This is a genomic window from Pseudoxanthomonas sp. P4_B2, from assembly GCF_056402315.1.
The window spans coordinates 215,506-234,625 of the sequence record NZ_JBFUHQ010000001.1 but is presented as its reverse complement, the minus strand read 5'-3'; the positions used below and the strand labels follow the sequence as shown (position 1 = coordinate 234,625).

Sequence of the window (19,120 nt, the reverse complement as noted above, 5' to 3'; positions counted from 1 at the left end):
GAGCGTCTTCAATGCATTCGCGGGCCTGCCCGCAGACCGCTAGACTTCCCTCCCCACCCCGCAGCTCCGGCCTCGACCTTGATTGTTAGCTCCCGACCGTGAGCGATCCGGCGACCCTCACCCACACCCCGCTCATGAAGCAATTCTTCGCCGCCAAGGCGGAGTATCCGGACCTGCTGCTGCTGTTCCGCATGGGCGACTTCTATGAGCTGTTCTACGACGATGCGCGCAAAGCCGCGCGTCTGTTGGACATTACCCTGACCCAGCGCGGCAGTTCGGCCGGTGCCCCTATTCCCATGGCCGGCGTACCGGTGCATGCCTACGAAGGGTATCTGGCGCGGCTGGTAGCGCTGGGCGAATCGGTGGCGATCTGCGAACAGATCGGCGATCCCGCCCTGGCCAAGGGCCTGGTGGAACGCAAAGTGGTGCGCATCGTCACCCCGGGCACGGTGACCGACGAAGCGCTGTTGAACGAGCGCCGCGATACCTTGCTGATGGCGGTTTCGCGCGGGGGCACGTCATCTAAAGGCGGTGGTTATGGACTGGCTTGGGCCGACTTGGCCGGGGGTCGTTTCCTGGTCAATGAAGTCGACAGCGCCGATGCGCTCGAGGCCGAACTCTCACGCCTGGAGCCAGCGGAGTTGCTGATTCCCGACGAGGAAGGCTGGCCCGCGTTCCTGGCCACGCGCACGGGTCTGCGCCGGCGCGCGCCTTGGCTGTTCGACGCCGACAGCGGACGCCGTCAGTTGCTGCAATTCTTCCGGCTGCATGACCTCAGTGGTTTCGGTATCGACGACCGCCCGCTGGCGACCGCCGCCGCAGGCGCCCTGCTCGGCTATGTGGAAGAAACCCAGAAGCAGCGCCTGCCGCATCTGACCGCGATCGCGGTGGAATCGGCGGGCGATGCGATCGCCATGAATGCGGCCACGCGCCGGCACCTAGAACTGGACACGCGTGTCGATGGCGACACCAAACACACCTTGTTAGGCGTACTGGATTCCACCATCAGCCCGATGGGCGGACGCCTGCTGCGGCGCTGGCTGCACCGCCCGCTGCGCGATCGCCAGGTACTGGGCGAACGCCACCAGGCCGTAGCGACGCTGATCGAAAGCCGCGCCGACGATGCGTTGCGCGAGCGCTTCCGCGCATTGGGCGATATCGAACGCATCCTCACCCGCGTGGCGCTGCGTTCGGCGCGCCCGCGCGATCTGTCGACGCTGCGCGACGGCCTGGCCATGTTGCCTGGTATCCGCGATGCGCTCGCTTCGCTCGACTCTCCCCGGCTGCTAGCGCTTTCCGCCGAACTGGGGGAACACGCCGATACCGCGCATCTGCTGGCCGCGTCCATCGCCGAACAGCCGCCGATGAAACTCAGCGACGGCGGCGTGATCGCCGCCGACTACGATGCCGAACTGGACGAATTGCGCCGCCTCAGCACCCACGCCGACCAGTTCCTGATCGATTTGGAAACGCGCGAGCGCGAAAGCAGCGGCATCAATTCGCTCAAGGTCGGCTACAACCGCGTGCATGGTTACTACATCGAAATCAGTAAGGCGCTGTCCGAACGCGCGCCGGTGCATTACACCCGCCGGCAGACTCTGAGCAACGCCGAGCGCTACATCACCGAGGAACTCAAATCCTTCGAAGACAAGGTGCTGTCGGCGCGCGAGCGTTCGCTGTCGCGGGAAAAGCTGCTGTACGAGCAATTGCTGGACGCGCTGGGCGGAGTGCTCGAGCCGCTGAAACGCTGTGCCTCGGCGCTAAGCGAACTCGACGTGCTGGCCGGCTTCAGCGAACGCGCGCAGGCCCTGGATTGGTCGCAACCCGAATTGCGCGAAGAACCGGGCCTGCGCATCGAGCGCGGCCGCCACCCGGTGGTGGAAGCGGTACGCGAGGAGCCATTCGAGCCCAACGACCTGGTGCTTGACGGGGATGCCCATGAGGACGGGCGCCGCATGCTGATCATCACCGGCCCCAACATGGGCGGCAAGAGCACCTACATGCGCCAGAACGCGCTGATCGTGCTGCTGGCGCATATCGGCAGCTTCGTGCCGGCCGCGCGTGCGCTGATAGGACCGACCGATCGCATCCTTACCCGTATCGGCGCCGGCGACGATCTGGCACGCGGACAATCCACCTTCATGGTGGAAATGGCCGAGACCAGTTACATCCTGCATCACGCTACCCCGCAATCGCTGGTGCTGATGGACGAGATCGGCCGCGGCACCTCGACCTACGACGGACTCGCGCTGGCCGATGCGGTCGCGCGCCACCTGGCGGCAATCAATCGCTGTTACACCCTGTTCGCCACGCACTATTTCGAACTCACCGCGCTGGCCGAGCCCGGCAGCGGTATCGCCAACGTGCATCTGGACGCGGTGGAGCATCACGATAAAAACGGCGGCGAATCGTTGGTGTTCATGCATGCGGTCAAGGACGGTCCTGCCGACCGCAGCTTCGGTCTGCAGGTCGCTGCATTGGCCGGCTTGCCGAAAACCACGGTGCAGCAGGCCCGCCGCCGGCTGGCCGAACTCGAGCAACGCGGCAGCGAAAGCCACGCCGCGCAGATGGCGCCGCAGGCCCTCGATCAACCGCAGCAATTTGGCTTGTTCGCACCCGCATCTTCAGTGGCACAGGAGGCGCTGGCTGCGCTGGATCCCGACGAGTTGACCCCCAAGCAAGCGCTGGAAGCGCTGTACCGGCTCAAATCGCTGCTGTAGGTCGGGGCTACGCCCCCGACGCACGGGACATCAAGCACCACGTACGTCGGAGGCGTAGTCCCGACCTACTATTGCGCATCGCACCATTGAACTACCCTATCAAAGCATTTGCAAAAAGCGATTTTCATTGATCGCTTGCATTGGCTACTCTGCTGGCTCATCGCCAACGTCAACCAGGACGTAAGCCATATGCACGCTCCGCAGGAAAAGTTGGCCACCCACTCTTCTTGCAGCGTCCGAAGGCGTCGCCGAACGCCGATTTGCAGCCAGCCCGTCACGGGCTTCGCGTATTCACCGTGTTCACATGGAACCTGCGCACCAGCGCCGGAACGTGATCGCATGAGCGATCGCATCTCGGTGTTCGCACTTCAAAAAGCATCCCAAACCAAAAACCCAACGGCCAGAGGTAAAGAACCATGTCTACCGAAGCGAAGTGCCCCTTCAATCACACATCCGGCGGCGGACGTTCGAACCGCGACTGGTGGCCGAATCAACTCGCCGTGGAGCTACTGCACCAGCACTCGTCCAAGTCCGATCCGATGGGCCAGGGTTTCGACTACGCGAAGGAATTCAACAGCGTCGACTACAAAGCGCTGAAGGACGACATCGCCAAGGTGATGACCGATTCGCAGGACTGGTGGCCCGCGGACTTCGGCCATTACGGCCCCTTGATGATCCGCATGGCCTGGCATAGCGCCGGCACCTACCGCATCGCCGACGGGCGCGGCGGCGGCGGCCGCGGCCAGCAGCGCTTCGCACCGCTCAATAGCTGGCCCGACAACGGCAACCTGGACAAAGCCCGCCGCCTGCTGTGGCCGGTGAAGCAGAAGTACGGCCGCAAGATCTCCTGGGCCGACCTGATGATCCTGGCCGGCAACGTCGCGCTGGAGACGATGGGCTTCAAGACCTTCGGTTTCGGTGGCGGGCGCGCGGATACCTGGGAACCCGACCACGACGTGTATTGGGGCCCGGAAGGCGAATGGGTGGCGACCAGCGACAAGGAGAACAGCCGCTACTCCGGCGACCGTGAGCTGGAAGGTCCGCTCGGCGCGGTGCAGATGGGCCTGATCTACGTCAACCCGGAAGGCCCGGACGGCAATCCCGACCCGATCGCCGCCGCGCGCGACATCCGCGAGACCTTCGCGCGCATGGCGATGGATGATGAAGAGACCGTTGCCTTGATCGCCGGCGGCCACAGTTTCGGCAAGACCCACGGTGCTGGCGAGACGCATCACGTCGGCAAGGAACCCGAGGGCGACGACATCACCGCGCAGGGTCTGGGCTGGCGCAGCACGCACGGCACCGGGCATGCGGGCGATGCCATCACCAGCGGCCTGGAAGTCACCTGGACCACCACGCCCACCAAGTTCAGCAATAACTTCTTCGAGAACCTGTTCGGCTTCGAGTGGGAGCTCACCAAGAGTCCTGCCGGTGCGAACCAGTGGGTCGCGAAGGACGCCGGCGAGATCATCCCCGATGCCCACGATCCGTCGAAGAAGCGTCGCCCGACCATGCTCACCACTGACCTGTCGCTGCGCCTGGATCCGGCGTACGAGAAGATCTCGCGGCGCTTCTTTGAAAATCCAGACCAGTTCGCCGACGCCTTTGCGCGTGCATGGTTCAAGCTGACCCATCGCGACATGGGGCCGCGTGCGCGCTACCTCGGGCCCGAAGTGCCCAAGGAAGAACTCATCTGGCAGGATCCGGTGCCCGCCGTCGACCATCCGCTGGTGGACGACAAGGACGTTGCCGCACTCAAGCAGAAGGTGCTCGCATCCGGTCTGAGTGTGTCGCAGTTGGTTTCGACCGCGTGGGCTTCGGCCTCGTCCTTCCGCGGCTCGGACAAACGTGGCGGCGCCAATGGCGCGCGCATCCGCCTGGCGCCGCAGAAGGACTGGGAAGCCAATGAACCCGCGCAACTTGCGAAGGTGCTGGTGACGCTCGAGGGCATCCAGAAGGAATTCAATGGCGCGCAGTCCGGTGGCAAGAAGATCTCGCTGGCCGACCTGATCGTGCTGGCGGGCGCTGCAGGCGTCGAGAAGGCGGCGAAGGATGCCGGCCATTCCGTCACCGTACCCGTCGCGCCAGGCCGCACGGACGCCACGCAAGAGCAGACCGATGTCGAGTCGTTCGCCGTGCTCGAGCCCTTTGCCGATGGTTTCCGCAACTACCTGAAGGGTCGCACCAAGGTCCCACCGGAGTCGCTTCTGATCGACAAGGCGCAACAGCTCAAGCTCACCGGACCGGAGATGACGGCGCTCGTTGGAGGGATGCGTGTGCTCGACACCAACGTAGGCCAGAGCCGACACGGCATCTTCACCGCTCGGCCGGGCCAGCTGAGCAACGACTTCTTCGTGAACCTGCTGGAGATGGGCACCGAGTGGAAGCCGGTCACCGATGCCGAGAACCTGTTCGAGGGCTACGACAAGACCGACAAGGTGAAGTGGACGGCGACCCGCGTCGATCTGATCTTCGGCTCGCACTCCCAGCTGCGCGCATTCGCCGAGGTCTACGCCAGCGCCGATGCGAGCGAGAAGTTCATCGGCGATTTCGTGGCCGCTTGGACCAAGGTGATGAACCTGGATCGTTTCGACCTGGCCTGATCCGGGGCGCCGCAGAAGTAGCAGTCAGAAAGGGCGTGTTTTCACGCCCTTTTCTGTGGGAGCCGTTGCGCTCTGCGCCACGCACGCAAATGTGAGTACAGCCCTACTCCGAATAGGGATAGCATGGCTGCCCGCTCCATCCCCACGTCCTGGAGGACGCCGACCATGAGCACCAACAGCCTCGCCGAAGAACTGTTCCAGCAATTGCAGGGCGTACCGTTGCAGCAGGTTTCCCAGCAACTAGGCACCGGCCAGATGCAGACCGCCAGCGCCATCAGCGCGGCATTGCCACTGCTGCTGGGCGCATTGGGCAAAAATGCGGCCGAACCGCAGGGTGCCGAAGCCTTGTTCGGCGCGCTGCAGAAGGACCACGCCGGTCTGGATCTGGGCAGCGTACTTGGCGCGGTGCTGGGTGGTGGTTCGGCTCCCAGCCGGCAGACCGACGGCGCGGCGATCCTTGGGCATATCTTCGGGGGTGCGCAGCCGCGCGCCGAAGCCAGTCTCGGACAGGCGACTGGCCTGGGCGGCGACAAGGCCGCGATGTTGATGAAGATCCTGGCCCCGATCGTCCTGTCGTTCCTCGCTCAGCGCTTCATGGGTCAGGGCCAGTCCCAGGCCAATCCGAATGTCCTCAGCCAGGTGCTGGGCCAGGAACGCCAGGTGGCCCAGCAGCAGGGCGGCCTGGGCGGCGGGTTGCTGGGTGCGGTGCTGGACCAGGATGGCGACGGCCAATTGGGGCTGGGCGATCTGTTGAAGATCGGCGGCGGTTTGCTGGGTGGCAAGCGCTGAGCCTGCTACTTCCAGTTACACGAAAACGCCGGCAGTGATGCCGGCGTTTTTTGTTGCGCTATCCCCCTCTCCCGGCCTTCGGCCATCCTCTCAGCCCTGCACACCCTTCGGGCGCCACAAGGGGAGAGGAGAAAAGCCTTCGCAGCTACAACGCGTCCAAATCCCCCAACGCCTGTATCAACCGTCGCGCACGCTTGTCGGGTTTGTGCTCCGGCGCGCGATAACCGTTGCGCTCGGCAGCACGTTGCGCACGTGCCTGTTCGCGTTGCGCGCGCGAGGCCTCGCTTTCCGCATACAACGTCTGCGCAACACTGGCCGGCCCGCGCTGCTCACTGAGCGCCAGCACCTGGATTTCGAAGTGCTCCTCGCCACGCGATATCTTCAACCCGTCGCCGACCCGCACCATTCGCGACGGCTTCGCGCGCTGCCCGCCCGCCTCCACTTTCCCGGTTTCCACTGCCTGCTTGGCCAGGCTGCGTGTCTTGAAGAAGCGCGCGGCCCAGAGCCAGATGTCCAGGCGGATGGAGGGGGCTGCTGATTCGGTCACTGGAGAATGATGCCGTAAAAGCGGGCTATTATCCGTTATCACGGTGTGGTTGCCGTATAAACGATAGTTAGGCCTCATCTTAAACTTACGGAGGACATGTGGGCGCAAAAACATGGATGCTCGTATACGCAGACTCTGACCCATCTCATCTCCTTCGCACCGCCACCGATCTTGACCAAGAGAAATCTCTCGCTTTAGCCAAGCGTCTTTTCCCGAAGGGAACACTAAAGATATCCGGTCAAAGCGATTTGTCGTACACCTGCCCAGACGACGATCAGATAATTGTTGGGTCTTTTCCGAATGTTGCGGTAGTCGCTGCATCAGAATTTGGGATTGACTATCCATCACGTCTGCCAAAACTCTTCTTAGAGAATTCGCCATATCGAAACATCTACCTGCATGCAATGCATAGCGCTGTCGATTGGCTCGCTTTTGCGCACTGGTCAGACGGCAAGCTCGTACGCGCACTAAGCCTCTCGCCAGACAGTGGGGTGCTTGAAGATATTGGACCCAGGCTAAATTTCGAAGAACCCTATTGGGCTGGGCAACATCCAGCACTCGACCCGTCAGAGGATCCAAGTAGCTATCCATTTCCATTTCACCCACTGGAGCTAGGTGAAGCTGTATTGGCAGCATTCTTCGGCTATCAACTGGAAGGCTATGTGGATGAATCGCTACTTGAGCCAGAGAACGTCCCACTGCTGCAGCTACAACGCAGCAAATCATGGTGGAAGGTCTGGAAATGAGGCCTAACAATTCATTCAAGCCGAACCCGCTTCGCGGGTCGGCTTAATTCAGGCATTAGGCGTCACTACACAACTCGTGCTAATTCGATTTGAAATACTGAGTACTGACACTGACTCCGGACGTAGGACTGGCGTGCTTGTTGCGGCGCACGCAGTCCGGGATGAGTTTGATCTGACAGTTGCAGAGCATGACGATCTGCGCTCCGCTTTACTATGGTTTAACGAGCACCTGTTTGTTCCAAAAATACTTGAAGAGCCTGAGAACCGACGCGCGATCTCTTGGTTCAAGCCAGCGGCAACTGAAGCTATCAAACAGATGTGGCGGCTAAAGAATCTTCTTGACCAGCACGGGTTTCATGTTGAGGTAGTAAGGACCTCTGAGCCAGGCACGATTGTGTATGAGGATGACTGGCAGGTGATTTCCAAGCCACTAAGGCGACGCTTTCCTAGTATCCAAGGTGCCGCCTAATAATTCATTCAAGCCGAACCCGCAGCAAGGCGGCTTAATTCAGGCGTTAGACCTTATGTACGTACTCTCTGAACAGTTGGATACAGACGGCGACCCAAACGTACCTTTCCGGCGATATGCTGAGTATCTGGAGCAGAACCAGGCAAGATTTCCGACGGCCGCCTACACCCTTGCCTCATCCGGCTTATTGCTCAACGCATCCGATCCTCGATGCCCTCACGACGGCTGGCTAGAGTGGGCGAAGTTCGAGGAACCTTCAGAGGGCGAGCGTCAAGAGATTCGGTCATTGAGCCTTCGGATTCGCCTATTAGGCGCTTACCACGATCGATTCATAGAGCTGTTCTACCCGCAGGTCTTCTCCTACGCCATGAGCAACCCCCGCTCCGCAGCAGGTCACTTTGACTGGCGGTACAGCGAGATCCGACTTAGCGATCAGGGCAACGTGATCCACGAGATCGAATGGGCTGGCCCGCCCGGCATGCAGGCGCGCTGGATGATTGAAGCGTTTGACGTACAGCTAGAGACCTTTCCGCTGGATAAGGTCTAACCATTCATTCAAGCACCGGCGGCCAGCTGGGCGGCCTTGGCTGCTGGCCGGCGGTCGGATCTTCCTTGATGCGGGCAGCCTTGCTTTCCAGGTCGCGTCCCGCCCGCTCTTAGGGCAAACGGTACAGATCCATTTTCTCGGCGATAGACCGGGCAAGCGCTACGCTGCTCGGTGCGGCCATTCCTCCGTACTGAGCATCAAGCTGCCCCAGGAGCTCTCCGGCCGTTTTCAGATCGCCGCCGTCGAGCTTCTGCTTCACCGAAGCCAACCCGTCATCGATAACTTTGCGCAAGTTCTCATCGCAAGCTTCGGCGTCCGCATTTTGCGGGATAGCCCGCTCCAATTCATTCAGCACGCGAATGAAACCACGCCCGTTGGGAACCCAGTGCTCGACGCCATTCTGGGGTACTACTCGAACCCATTGCATGCATAGCGCCTCCAGATTTTTTCTCGTGCGTGCATCCTTCGCTCGATTGACCGAATCGTCGCCCCCCGTGGAAAACACGAAGCGAGTCCGTTTTTGCAGCAGGCGCGAAAGCTTCTCGGAAGGCAGGGTGAAGCCGCTGTCGCCCCCCAGCGTATCGCTGCCGCCCACCAAGAACGCGCCACGGAAAACATCCGGGTACGCCATCGCCACGCGCTGCGCCGTCCGCGAACCTCCGGAGAAACCACCGATATATACCCGCTCCGGATCCACGCTATACCTACTGCGCACATACTCGTAGCCATGCAACGCCAACGGCACGCGCCGGTCGAAGATGTTCTCGGTATTGCTCGATCTGCGCGACGCGACATAAATCATGTGCCTGTCGCGGAATACCTTCCACCAATCGCCGGGCACCTGGATGTCGTCGGCTGGCCAGACAAAAACCATCAGTCCGTACTTGCCGTCTGGGCCCGGTTCGGGCACGAACAATTCGAAAGGTTCCTCGCCGGGCTCAATGGTCTGGTCCTTCAAACTGAAGCCGACCTTCTGGCGGAATCTGGCGATGCGGTCCTGCGTGATTGGGGTAAGAAGTCGCGCAGTGAGCTCGGAAGCAGAAGCCAGAGGCGACAACCCATCAAGGGCGACGTGTCGGCTCGGCGAAGTGGCGGCTATCGATCCGTTCGACACGCAGATGCAGATGCAAACGACGGCGAGGGATAGCAGACGATTTTTTGCATTGCGTTCAAGCACGGCACACCCGCTTGATTTGCGAAAGATCCGACCGACCACCGCAATGGTCAACCAACCAGACAGGACACGCAACGCCATAACGCAAACGGCCACCCGAAGGTGGCCGTCGCGGAACCGGTTTGGTCCGGAACTTATTCGGCGGAAGCAGCAGCGGCCAGCTTGGCGGCCTTGGCCTGCTGGCCGGCGGCCAGGTCTTCCTTGATGCGGGCAGCCTTGCCTTCCAGGTCGCGCAGGTAGTACAGCTTGCCGGCGCGGACCTTGCCGCGGCGCTTCACTTCGACCGAATCGATGGTGGCGCTGTGGGTCTGGAACACACGCTCGACGCCGAAGCCGTGCGAGATCTTGCGCACGGTGAAGGCCGAGTTGAGGCCGGCGTTCTTCTTGCCGATGACCACGCCTTCATAGGCCTGGACGCGCTCGCGGTTGCCTTCCTTGACCTTCACGTTGACGACGATGGTGTCACCGGGGCCGAAGGCGGGCAGTTCGCGCTTGATTTGGGCGGCTTCGAAATCAGCCAGGATGTTCATGTTGAGCTTAGTCATGGTGGCACCGTATGAGTGTCGTGGGCGTGTCGTTCGACAACTGGAAACTGATGCAGTCACCGGATTGTGCTGCACGATATTATTGTGGGTTCGAGGCGTGGAACGGCCAAGAGCCGGCCATATTACCCGAATTTTCCTTGTAATGCGCGGGCTTAGCCGGATTTTGGGCCCGACTTCCGTTCCTGCTCCCGGAAGGCCTCCAACAGCGCCCGGTCCGCCTTGGACAGGGCCGCCTCATCCAGCAACTCCGGACGCCTGAGCCAGGTCCGGCCCAGCGCTTGCTGCCGGCGCCAGCGGGAGATGGCGGCATGGTCGCCGGAACGCAGGACCGCCGGCACTTCGCCCAGGGCATGACTGGCGGGATGGGTGTAATGCGGGCAGTCCAGCAGCCCATCGTTCTCGAAACTGTCCTGGATGGCGGATTCGGCGTCGTTCAAGGCGCCCTCCTGCAGCCGTGCCACCGCGTCGATGATCACTGCCGCGCCCAGCTCGCCGCCGGACAGCACGTAGTCGCCGATGGAGATCTCCTCGTCCACCTCCGCCGCGACCAGACGCTCGTCGACGCCTTCGTAGCGGCCGCACAATAGGATCAGCCGCGGCAGCGCCGCCAGTTGCCGTACTTTCGCCTGGGTAAGCGGTGCGCCCTGCGGCGTCAGGTAAATGACCGGCCCCGCGACCGGATCGGCGGCCCGCGTTGCCGCCAGGCAGGCCTGTAAGGGTTCGATCATCATCACCATGCCGGGGCCGCCACCGAACGGACGGTCGTCCACCCGCCGGTACCCGCCTTCGGCGTAGTCGCGGGGATTCCAGCCGTGCAACGAAAGCAGCGCGCGCTCCTGCGCCCGGCCGACCACACCGAAACCCGCGCATTGGGCGATGAATTCGGGAAATAGGCTGACCACGTCTATGCGCATGTGCTTTTACCCCTCCCCTTGCGACAGCAGGGGGAGGTTGGGAGGGGGTTGAGTCGGGGCCGGTACATTACCAGTAAGCGCATAACCCCTCCCCTGCCTTCGCAGAGCAGGGAGTTAAAAATCCGGATCCCAATCCACGGTGATCAGCCCGGCCTCGAAATCCACGGACTTCACGAAATCCGGTTCGACGAAAGGCACCATGCGCTCGCGGTCGCCGCGTATCGACAGCACATCGTTGGAACCGGTGGAGAATAGATGCGACACGGTGCCGAAATCGACGCCGTCCACGGTGACCACGCGGAAACCTTCCAGATCGACCCAATAGAATTCGCCCGCTTTCGGCGGCGGCAAAGCCGAACGCGGCACGTAGATGTCCGTGCCGCGCATGGTTTCCACCACATCGCGATCGGTCACCTCGGGGAACGTCGCGACCAAGTGCTTACCGGACTCTTTACCGCGCGCCCCGCTGAATTCGCGCTCGCTGCCCGCGGCATCGACCAGGATCCATGGCTGGTAACGGAAGATCGCATCGCGCGGCTCCGTCCAGGATTCGATCTTGATTTGCCCGCGTATGCCGAAGGCGCCGACTATCCTGCCCAGCAGGATCCGACGTTCGTTATCGCTCATAAGTAGAGGGACGGCGCTCGACGCGCCGTCCTGCAGGATCAGGCCGAAGCCTGCGCCGCGACCTTGCCCGCTTCCTTGTACAGGTTGCGAACCTTGTCGGTCATCTGCGCGCCCTGGCCGACCCAATGGTCGACACGTGCGGTGTCCAGCTCGATACGCTTCTCGTTGCCCGCGGCAACGGGGTTGTAGTAACCCAGGCGTTCGATATTGCGGCCGTCGCGCGCGCTGCGCGAGTCGGTGACGATGATGTGGTAGAAGGGACGCTTCTTGGCGCCGCCACGGGTAAGGCGAATCTTGACCATTGTGATGCTTTCCTATGTTGCCCAGTCGCCATTGCGGCGCGGTGAACCGACAATTCTAAGCCATTGAATTGCGGAAGGAAACCCCGCCCATCACTTAACTGTAGAGCCGAGCTCGCTCGGCTGCTCAGACTGTCGGGCCGGCCTGAGCCGAGCTTACTCGGCTCTACAAGGCCTCCCAGATCTGGGTTTCCAAGGCCTTGGTCAGCATCGCCGCCAGTTCCGGCGCGGCAGAGAAGCCGGTCTCATCGACACTTGCGATCATCTGGAACCCACTGGCATTACTGGTAAAGGCGGCCTTGAAGGAAGCTAAGTCGGCCAGACGAACCTTACGTATCAGCTGAGCTACGCCGAACTCGCGCAACCCTGCCTGTAACAGCTGCTCCGAGGTTCCCCGCAGTGCTGGGGCTTCGGGCCAAACCACCTGTTCCCCGTCCCAAAGTCCCAGGTTCCATACCGAGCCTTCGGAGATCCTGCCTTCGGGATCGGCGAACAAGGCATCGTCGTAACCCTGCGCCAACGCCAGTCTCCGATAGTGGAACAAGGGGAAGGTGCCTACGTGTTTGACGTGCGGCAAAGGGCGTTGGAATTCGAACGATTTCACTTTCACGGCGTGCGTGGACGCCCGCGCCGGAGGAGAAAGCGAGATCAGCACTTCGGTGGCGAAACTTCCCGCCGGATTGCGATAGTCGAAACCTGGCGAAAACACGGTCGCGCGCAGCGTGCAATCCGGGGTTGCGGCAACCGCGGCGCGCATTTGCTCCCGAACCTTCGCGAAGTCCAGGGCGCTGTCGAACAGCTCCCGCGTTCCGGCCTGCAGACGCCGTTCGTGCAACTCGAGTCCCTGCACTGCTCCATTACGTACCTGCATGGAGCTGTAGTGGCCGTAGTTGATCAGTGCGAGGGCGCGCAGGTCGTCCGCGGTGGCTGGTAATCCGTTGAGGAAAGCTGCGTGCATGTCGATCCCGAAGTGACAGCGACATAAAAATTTTGCCGTCATCCCCGCGAAGGCGGGGACCCAGCGCCTTTCGACTTACAACTAAAGTCACTGGATTCCCGCCTTCGCGGGAACGACGACTTCATTTATTCGAAGTTGCCGACTTGCAGCCAAACGCAGTGAATCAACGGAACGGCATACCGCCGCCGCGCGCGCCCATCATTCCCTTCATCCCGCGCATCAGGCCCTTCATGCCGCCACCGGCCAGCTTGCCCATCATCTTTTCCATCTGCTGGTACTGCTTGAGCAGGCGGTTGACGTCGGCCGGCGTGGTGCCGGAACCGCGCGCGATGCGTGCACGGCGCGAGCCGTTGAGCAGCGCGGGATTGCGGCGTTCCTTCTTGGTCATGGAACCGATGATGGCGACCATGCGCGGCACTTCCTTGCCGGTGACCTGCTGCTTCACGCTGTCCGGCACCTGGCCCATACCCGGCAGCTTGTCCATCAAGCCGCTGATGCCGCCCATGTTCTGCATCTGCTCAAGCTGGTCGCGCATGTCGTTGAGGTCGAACTTCTTGCCCTTGGCTACCTTGGCCGCGAGCTTGGCGGCTTTTTCCTGATCGACGTTCTGTTCGACCTGCTCCACCAGCGACAGCACGTCGCCCATGTCGAGGATACGGCTGGCGACGCGGTCGGGATGGAAGATATCCAGACCGTCGGGCTTCTCGCCCACGCCGATGAACTTGATCGGCTTGCCCGTCACGTAGCGCACCGACAAGGCCGCGCCGCCACGCGCATCGCCATCGGTCTTGGTCAGCACCACGCCGGTGAGCGGCAGCGCTTCGGAGAAGGCCTTGGCGGTGGTGGCCGCATCCTGGCCGGTCATCGAATCGACCACGAACAGCGTCTCGACCGGATTCACCGCCGCGTGCAGGGCCTTGATCTCGGCCATCATCGCTTCGTCGATGGCCAGGCGGCCGGCGGTATCGACGATCAGCACATCGGCGAACGACTTGCGCGCGTCGTCGATGGCGGCGCGCACGATGTCGACCGGCTTTTGCGAGGCGTCCGACGGGAAAAACAGCACGTCTACCTGCTGCGCCAGCGTCTTCAGCTGTTCGATGGCGGCCGGACGGTAGACGTCGGCGCTGACCACCATCACTTTTTTCTTGCGCTTTTCCTTCAGGTGCTTGGCGAGCTTGGCCACGGTGGTGGTCTTGCCCGCGCCCTGCAGGCCGGCCATCAAAATCACGGCTGGCGCCGGCACGTTGAGGTTGAGGTCGGTCGCGGCCGAGCCCATGACCGCGGTCAGTTCGTCGCGCACGATCTTGATCAGCGCCTGGCCGGGGGTGAGGCTCTTCAGTACTTCCTGGCCGACCGCGCGCACCTTGATGCGTTCGATCAAGGCCTGCACGACCGGCAGCGCCACGTCGGCTTCGAGCAGCGCGATGCGCACTTCGCGGGTGGCTTCGCGGATGTTTTCCTCGCTCAGACGGCCACGGCCGCGCAGGCGCTCGATGGTGCCGGAAAGACGCTGGGTGAGAGACTCGAACATGCGGGGGAAAACCGTGACGAAATGAGAGCGAAGTATACCGGCACGCCGGACAGGACAGGCGCCAATCGAGAACGGTTCTCGGATAGGGCGCGCTATGCCAAACTGCGGGCATGTGGATTTCCTTCGCCGCCATCGCCTTCTATCTCGCCGCTACCGGCCTGCTGGTGCGGGCGGTCGCGCAAGACAAGGTCGCCGCGAGCCGCAGTTGGCTGTGGCCGGCGCTCGGCGCGGTGCTGCTGCATGGCGCCTACCACCTGGTGGTGGCGTGGCGCACCCCAGGCGGCCCGGACATGCATTTCTTCGCGGCCCTTTCGCTGGTCAGCCTGGGCATGGCCGCGATGACCACGATGGTGGGAGCCCAGGGACGTATGGCCGGACTGGGCGTGCTCTCGTTCCCGCTGGCCGCGCTGTTGTTATTCGTCTATCACGCCTACGGCCATGAGCCTTCGCGCGGCCTGGACTGGCGTCTGCAGTTGCACGCTTGGCTGGCGTTGCTGGCTTACGCGACGCTGGCGATCGCTGCGCTGCTGGCGGTGATGCTGTGGGCGCAGGAACGGGCGCTGCGACGGCGCGAATTCCATGCCTGGCTGCGCGCCCTGCCGCCGCTGACGGAACTGGAGGAACTCCTGTTCCGCACCATCACCGTCGGCTTCATCCTGCTGACCGCGACCCTTCTTACCGGCATGCTGTTCGTGGAGAACCTGTTCGCCCAGCACCTGGTGCACAAGACCGTGCTCAGCGTGCTGTCGTGGCTGGCGTTCGGTGCTCTGCTGGTCGGCCGCTGGCGCTATGGCTGGCGCGGCGGAAAGGCCGTGCGCTGGACGTTGGTGGCTATGGCGTTGTTGCTGCTGGCGTTCTTCGGCAGTAAGTTCGTGCTGGAGCTGGTGCTAGACCGCACATGATCCAAGCCCTTGGCGACCGTATCCTCAAGGTCGATCATGCGGGCGAACATGGTGCCGTGAACATTTATCGCGCGCAGATTCTGGTTTCCCGTGTCACCGCCCCAGAACTGACCGCCACGCTCCGCGAATTCATCGCGCACGAACAACGCCATCGCGCCTTGTTCTGGAGTCGCCTGCAGTCGCGCGCGGTTTGTCGATGCAGAAGTTACCTGCTGTGCGGAGTGGCCGGTTATTTGCTGGGTTTCATTACCGGATTGCTGGGACGGCAAGCGATCGCAGCCACCACTTTTGCAGTCGAGAGCGTGGTGCTTGGACATCTCGAAAAGCAACTGCTGATATTGAAAGACCGCGACCCCGAGGCTTATGCGACCGTCCTCGATATCGTCGAGGAAGAACGCGAGCACCACGATCACGGAAAACGGCTGATGGAAGCCGGAAGGTTCTGGCCTTCGTTGATCACGCCTGTCGTGCGTTTTTCCACCGAAACCGTTATCTGGCTTGGAATGCGGCTATAGCCATAACGGCGACTAACCGCGACGCAGCATTTCATTGCTGAAACAATATTTGCCTTGACAAATATTGCATAGGCTAGGATATTTGCGCGCCATGAGCCCCTCTTCCTTCCCCGAAGCCAACATGGGCATGCTTTTCCGGCAGGTCCGCGACGCCATGTGGGCCGAAATGGCCCGCGAAATGGCCGCCGCCGGCCATGACCTCACCTATAGCCAATTCGTGACCATCAAGCGTCTGGCCATGGATTCGTCCGACGGGGTTACCGATCTGGCCCGTTGGGCGCAGGTCAATCCGGGCGCCATGACGCGCCTGCTGGACAAGCTGGAAACCCGTGGCCTGCTGCGGCGCATCGCCGACCCCAACGACCGCCGCGCGCTCCACATCGTGCTGACCGATGCGGGCCAAGCCATCTGGTCCGACATCGAGCACTGCGGCGAGCGCGTCCGTGCCCGTGCCGTACAGGGCATGGACGACGGCGAACGCGAACAGCTGTTCCGTCTGCTGAATCAGGTTTTGCAGAACCTCACGCCCCCTATCGCCAACGACGATTGATCCCATGCGTATCCCCTTCTCTATGCGCGGCCTGAAGCCGGCGTTTTCCGCATTGGCCCTCGGCCTGTTGCTGGCCGGTTGCGCCAGCACCCGCGGACTGGAGCCGAAAGTACGCGCGCTGGACGGCGAAGCCTTGTCCTCCGCCCACAGCCTTGCCGAGTTCAAACTGAGCGCCGCCGATTTCCCGCACCAGGATTGGTGGACGGCGCTTGGCGATGCGCAACTCGATGCGCTCATCGACGAAGCGCTGCAAGGCAATCCATCGCTGGACGCCGCCGATGCGCGCCTGCGTAAGGCTCAAGCGCAGGCCGGCTTGGCCGATGCCACACGCAAGCCCACAGTGACCGCCAGCGGACAGTATTCCGGCGTGCAGCTGCCGGAAACCTTGTTGCCGCCGCCGGAAGGCGGGTCCTACCTGGGCACCACCGTGTTGATGCTCAACTTCAAATACGATCTGGATCTGTGGGGCGGCAAACGCGCGCAGTGGGAAGCAGCCGTGGGCCAAGCCAAGGCCGCGGAAGTCGATGCGCAGGCCGCGCGCCTGACGCTGTCTTCCAACATCGCGCGCGCTTACGTGAGCTTGGCGCAGGCCTACGCCGCGTTGGACGTGGCGAACGACGAACACAACCGCGCGACGCATCTGCGCAACCTCGGCCAGCAGCGCGTGAAAGCCGGCCTGGACAACCAACTGCAGCTTCGGCAAGCGGAAAGCACGATCGCCAGCGCCGAACAACAGGCACAGGCCGCGCAGCAACAGATCGATGCCGCGCGCACCGCGATCGCCGCGCTGATAGGCCAGGGCCCGGATCGCGGTCTGGATATCGCACGCCCGCAAGTACTGCACGCGGGCACCCCGGGCGTTCCCGACGTGCTGCCGAGCGAGCTTCTGGGCCATCGCCCTGATGTCGTCGCGGCGCGCTGGCGCGTGGAAGCCGCGAGTCGCGGCATCGACGCTAGCAAGGCGTCCTTCAAACCCAGCATCAACTTGAGCGCGATCGTTGGTCTTGCATCCGGCGGACTGTCGGATCTTTTCAGCAGCGATGCGCTGCTCGGCCTCGGCGGCCCGGCGATCAGCCTGCCGATCTTCGACAGTGAGCGCCTGCGCGGACAGTTGGATGCCAGCGATGCCGATTACGACCTGGCCGTCGCCAACTACAACCAAACCTTGGTGGGCGCGTTGCATGAGGTCACCGATGCACTACAGGCGGCGCGATCGCTGGAACATCAGATCGATGCATCCAAGCGCGCACGCGCTGCCGCGCAATCCGCCTGGGATCTGGCGCAATCGCGTTATCGCGCCGGTCTTGGCACGCAACTCGACGTGCTGTCGGCGCAGCGTCCGCTACTGCAGCTGGACCAGCAGATCGCCATGCTTCAAGCGCAGCGATTGAATGCCGCTGTGGACCTTGACCGCGCGCTCGGCGGCGGCCTGGTCCTGCAACAACCCAATACCCCCATTGCCAACACCGTGGTCTCCCCATGACTTCCCAGATCAATCCAGAAGCTTCCACTCCCGCTGCCGCTGCGCCGAAGAACGGCAAGCGCAGGCGCGCCCTGTCGATCGTCGCAGCGGCCGTGATAATCGGCGGCATCGCCTGGTTGGCGTACTACTTCCTTTACGCACGCTGGCACCAGGACACCGACGACGCTTACGTGCAAGGCAACGTGGTCAGCATCGTGCCGCAGACCAGCGGCACGGTGATCAGCATCGATGCGGACGATGGCATGAAGGTGGAAGCCGGCCAGGCGCTGGTGCATCTGGATGCCAATGACGCACAAGTCGCTTACGACCAGTCCGTCGCCAATCTCGCCGGCACCGTTCGCCAAGTGCGCGGCTTTTACAGCACCGTGGATACGGGGCAAGCGCAAATCCGCGCGCGCGAAGTCGCGGTGGCGCAGGCACGCGCTGACGTCAGCCGTCGCAGCGGGCTGGTCGCCAGTGGCGCGGTTTCCAGCGAGGAACTGGCCCACGCGCGCGACCTACTGGCTTCGGCCGAAGCCGCGCTGAGCGGTTCGCGCGGCGAACTGTCGCGCAGCCGCGCGCTGGTCGATGCAACGACGCTCGTCAAGCAACCGCAGGTGCAGGTGGCCGCCTCGCAACTTCGCCAGGCTTATCTGAATCTGCAGCGCTCGGCGATAGTCGCCCCGGTATCCGGTTACGTCGCCAAGCGCCAAGTGCAATTGGGCCAGCGCGTGCAGCCCGGCGCGACCTTGATGACCATCGTGCCGCTGGAGCAGGTATGGGTGGAAGCCAATTTCAAGGAAACCCAGCTCGGCCATATGCGCATCGGCCAGCCGGTGGAAGTGCATTCGGACCTTTACGGCGGCGATGTGGAATACAACGGCAAGGTGGCCAGCCTGGGGCTCGGTACCGGCAGCGCGTTTTCGCTGCTGCCGGCGCAGAACGCCAGTGGTAACTGGATCAAAATCGTGCAGCGCGTGCCGGTGCGCATAGAACTGGATCCGAAGCAGTTGGCCGAACATCCCCTGCGCCTCGGCCTGAGCATGAGCGTGGACGTCGCCGTGCGCAATCAGGACGGCCCATCGCTGGCCGTTGCACGCAAGATCGTGAAACCGGTACTGACCACGCTGGCCTATCAGAAGCAGTTGAACGACGCCGACGCAATGATCACGCAGATCATCGAACGGAACCTGCCCGCTTCCGCACGCAACTGATCCTG

The 19,120-nt window shown here is 62.6% G+C and carries 18 protein-coding genes; 10 read left to right on the top strand and 8 right to left on the bottom strand.

Annotated elements, in window-relative coordinates; all coding sequences use genetic code 11:
* The first annotated feature begins 134 nt into the window (after positions 1-134).
* The 3 genes from mutS (at position 135) to AC1DTQ_RS01010 (ending at position 6,112) form a co-directional block, all read left to right on the top strand.
* Complete coding sequence (gene mutS / locus AC1DTQ_RS01020) at positions 135-2,720, top strand: DNA mismatch repair protein MutS (RefSeq protein WP_477847284.1); 2,586 nt, start codon at positions 135-137, stop codon at positions 2,718-2,720.
* A 416-nt stretch (positions 2,721-3,136) separates the two neighbouring features.
* Positions 3,137-5,323 (top strand): catalase/peroxidase HPI, encoded by a 2,187-nt coding sequence (gene katG / locus AC1DTQ_RS01015; RefSeq protein ID WP_477847283.1) that lies wholly within the window; start codon positions 3,137-3,139, stop codon positions 5,321-5,323.
* Between the two features lie 165 nt (positions 5,324-5,488).
* Entirely contained in the window at positions 5,489-6,112 is a 624-nt protein-coding gene (locus AC1DTQ_RS01010) for a DUF937 domain-containing protein (protein ID WP_477847282.1), read from the top strand.
* Between the two features lie 145 nt (positions 6,113-6,257).
* Here AC1DTQ_RS01010 and AC1DTQ_RS01005 read toward each other — a convergent pair whose 3' ends face one another.
* On the bottom strand, positions 6,258-6,659 hold the full coding sequence (locus AC1DTQ_RS01005) for an RNA-binding S4 domain-containing protein (RefSeq protein ID WP_477847280.1): 402 nt from the start codon (positions 6,657-6,659) through the stop codon (positions 6,258-6,260).
* 116 nt (positions 6,660-6,775) lie between these two features.
* Between AC1DTQ_RS01005 and AC1DTQ_RS01000 the strand changes: the two genes are divergently transcribed.
* Both AC1DTQ_RS01000 and AC1DTQ_RS00995 read left to right on the top strand, forming a co-directional pair.
* Positions 6,776-7,405 (top strand): DUF6928 family protein, encoded by a 630-nt coding sequence (locus tag AC1DTQ_RS01000; protein ID WP_477847279.1) that lies wholly within the window; start codon positions 6,776-6,778, stop codon positions 7,403-7,405.
* A gap of 524 nt (positions 7,406-7,929) precedes the next feature.
* Positions 7,930-8,421 (top strand): hypothetical protein, encoded by a 492-nt coding sequence (locus AC1DTQ_RS00995; protein ID WP_477847278.1) that lies wholly within the window; start codon positions 7,930-7,932, stop codon positions 8,419-8,421.
* Between the two features lie 109 nt (positions 8,422-8,530).
* Here the strand turns inward: AC1DTQ_RS00995 and AC1DTQ_RS00990 are convergent, their stop codons facing one another.
* The 7 genes from AC1DTQ_RS00990 to ffh all read right to left on the bottom strand — a co-directional run bounded on the left by AC1DTQ_RS00990 (position 8,531) and on the right by ffh (position 14,472).
* A complete protein-coding gene (locus tag AC1DTQ_RS00990) occupies positions 8,531-9,676 on the bottom strand; it encodes a hypothetical protein (RefSeq protein ID WP_477847277.1) in 1,146 nt (381 codons plus the stop codon).
* A 53-nt stretch (positions 9,677-9,729) separates the two neighbouring features.
* Positions 9,730-10,140, bottom strand: a complete 411-nt coding sequence (rplS, locus tag AC1DTQ_RS00985; protein WP_477847275.1) for a 50S ribosomal protein L19 — start codon at positions 10,138-10,140, stop codon at positions 9,730-9,732.
* Positions 10,141-10,292: 152 nt separating this feature from the next.
* On the bottom strand, positions 10,293-11,054 hold the full coding sequence (trmD, locus tag AC1DTQ_RS00980; protein ID WP_477847274.1) for a tRNA (guanosine(37)-N1)-methyltransferase TrmD: 762 nt from the start codon (positions 11,052-11,054) through the stop codon (positions 10,293-10,295).
* A 114-nt stretch (positions 11,055-11,168) separates the two neighbouring features.
* Positions 11,169-11,681: a ribosome maturation factor RimM gene (rimM, locus tag AC1DTQ_RS00975; protein WP_477847273.1), complete on the bottom strand. Its 513-nt coding sequence runs from the start codon at positions 11,679-11,681 to the stop codon at positions 11,169-11,171.
* A 38-nt stretch (positions 11,682-11,719) separates the two neighbouring features.
* Positions 11,720-11,983 carry a 30S ribosomal protein S16 gene (gene rpsP, locus AC1DTQ_RS00970; RefSeq protein ID WP_310090114.1) on the bottom strand — a complete coding sequence of 88 codons (264 nt, stop codon included), beginning with the start codon at positions 11,981-11,983 and terminating at the stop codon, positions 11,720-11,722.
* A gap of 163 nt (positions 11,984-12,146) precedes the next feature.
* Positions 12,147-12,938, bottom strand: a complete 792-nt coding sequence (locus tag AC1DTQ_RS00965; protein ID WP_477847272.1) for an aminotransferase class IV family protein — start codon at positions 12,936-12,938, stop codon at positions 12,147-12,149.
* Between the two features lie 163 nt (positions 12,939-13,101).
* A complete protein-coding gene (ffh, locus tag AC1DTQ_RS00960) occupies positions 13,102-14,472 on the bottom strand; it encodes a signal recognition particle protein (RefSeq protein ID WP_477847271.1) in 1,371 nt (456 codons plus the stop codon).
* A gap of 110 nt (positions 14,473-14,582) precedes the next feature.
* On the opposite strand from ffh, the gene AC1DTQ_RS00955 reads away from it, so the two are divergent.
* From AC1DTQ_RS00955 to AC1DTQ_RS00935, 5 genes are all read left to right on the top strand, one after another.
* A complete protein-coding gene (locus tag AC1DTQ_RS00955; protein WP_477847269.1) occupies positions 14,583-15,374 on the top strand; it encodes a cytochrome C assembly family protein in 792 nt (263 codons plus the stop codon).
* A complete protein-coding gene (locus tag AC1DTQ_RS00950; RefSeq protein WP_477847268.1) occupies positions 15,371-15,889 on the top strand; it encodes a demethoxyubiquinone hydroxylase family protein in 519 nt (172 codons plus the stop codon). Before AC1DTQ_RS00955 ends, AC1DTQ_RS00950 begins: the two co-directional genes overlap by 4 nt.
* Positions 15,890-15,980: 91 nt before the next feature.
* Positions 15,981-16,439 carry a MarR family winged helix-turn-helix transcriptional regulator gene (locus AC1DTQ_RS00945; RefSeq protein ID WP_477847266.1) on the top strand — a complete coding sequence of 153 codons (459 nt, stop codon included), beginning with the start codon at positions 15,981-15,983 and terminating at the stop codon, positions 16,437-16,439.
* Positions 16,440-16,443: 4 nt separating this feature from the next.
* A complete protein-coding gene (locus AC1DTQ_RS00940) occupies positions 16,444-17,922 on the top strand; it encodes an efflux transporter outer membrane subunit (RefSeq protein WP_477847264.1) in 1,479 nt (492 codons plus the stop codon).
* Entirely contained in the window at positions 17,919-19,115 is a 1,197-nt protein-coding gene (locus AC1DTQ_RS00935; protein WP_477847262.1) for an EmrA/EmrK family multidrug efflux transporter periplasmic adaptor subunit, read from the top strand. The genes AC1DTQ_RS00940 and AC1DTQ_RS00935 overlap by 4 nt, the downstream gene beginning before the upstream one ends.
* Positions 19,116-19,120 lie beyond the last annotated feature (5 nt).

What these genes read in the sequence shown, in the direction of transcription:
- mutS (WP_477847284.1), top strand. Translation starts at nt 135, where the DNA reads ATGAAGCAATTCTTCGCCGCCAAGGCGGAGTATCCGGACCTGCTGCTG.
- katG (WP_477847283.1), top strand. Translation starts at nt 3,137, where the DNA reads ATGTCTACCGAAGCGAAGTGCCCCTTCAATCACACATCCGGCGGCGGA.
- AC1DTQ_RS01010 (WP_477847282.1), top strand. Translation starts at nt 5,489, where the DNA reads ATGAGCACCAACAGCCTCGCCGAAGAACTGTTCCAGCAATTGCAGGGC.
- AC1DTQ_RS01000 (WP_477847279.1), top strand. Translation starts at nt 6,776, where the DNA reads ATGCTCGTATACGCAGACTCTGACCCATCTCATCTCCTTCGCACCGCC.
- AC1DTQ_RS00995 (WP_477847278.1), top strand. Translation starts at nt 7,930, where the DNA reads ATGTACGTACTCTCTGAACAGTTGGATACAGACGGCGACCCAAACGTA.
- AC1DTQ_RS00990 (WP_477847277.1), bottom strand. Translation starts at nt 9,676, where the DNA reads ATGGCGTTGCGTGTCCTGTCTGGTTGGTTGACCATTGCGGTGGTCGGT.
- rplS (WP_477847275.1), bottom strand. Translation starts at nt 10,140, where the DNA reads ATGACTAAGCTCAACATGAACATCCTGGCTGATTTCGAAGCCGCCCAA.
- trmD (WP_477847274.1), bottom strand. Translation starts at nt 11,054, where the DNA reads ATGCGCATAGACGTGGTCAGCCTATTTCCCGAATTCATCGCCCAATGC.
- rimM (WP_477847273.1), bottom strand. Translation starts at nt 11,681, where the DNA reads ATGAGCGATAACGAACGTCGGATCCTGCTGGGCAGGATAGTCGGCGCC.
- rpsP (WP_310090114.1), bottom strand. Translation starts at nt 11,983, where the DNA reads ATGGTCAAGATTCGCCTTACCCGTGGCGGCGCCAAGAAGCGTCCCTTC.
- AC1DTQ_RS00965 (WP_477847272.1), bottom strand. Translation starts at nt 12,938, where the DNA reads ATGCACGCAGCTTTCCTCAACGGATTACCAGCCACCGCGGACGACCTG.
- ffh (WP_477847271.1), bottom strand. Translation starts at nt 14,472, where the DNA reads ATGTTCGAGTCTCTCACCCAGCGTCTTTCCGGCACCATCGAGCGCCTG.
- AC1DTQ_RS00955 (WP_477847269.1), top strand. Translation starts at nt 14,583, where the DNA reads ATGTGGATTTCCTTCGCCGCCATCGCCTTCTATCTCGCCGCTACCGGC.
- AC1DTQ_RS00950 (WP_477847268.1), top strand. Translation starts at nt 15,371, where the DNA reads ATGATCCAAGCCCTTGGCGACCGTATCCTCAAGGTCGATCATGCGGGC.
- AC1DTQ_RS00945 (WP_477847266.1), top strand. Translation starts at nt 15,981, where the DNA reads ATGAGCCCCTCTTCCTTCCCCGAAGCCAACATGGGCATGCTTTTCCGG.
- AC1DTQ_RS00940 (WP_477847264.1), top strand. Translation starts at nt 16,444, where the DNA reads ATGCGTATCCCCTTCTCTATGCGCGGCCTGAAGCCGGCGTTTTCCGCA.
- AC1DTQ_RS00935 (WP_477847262.1), top strand. Translation starts at nt 17,919, where the DNA reads ATGACTTCCCAGATCAATCCAGAAGCTTCCACTCCCGCTGCCGCTGCG.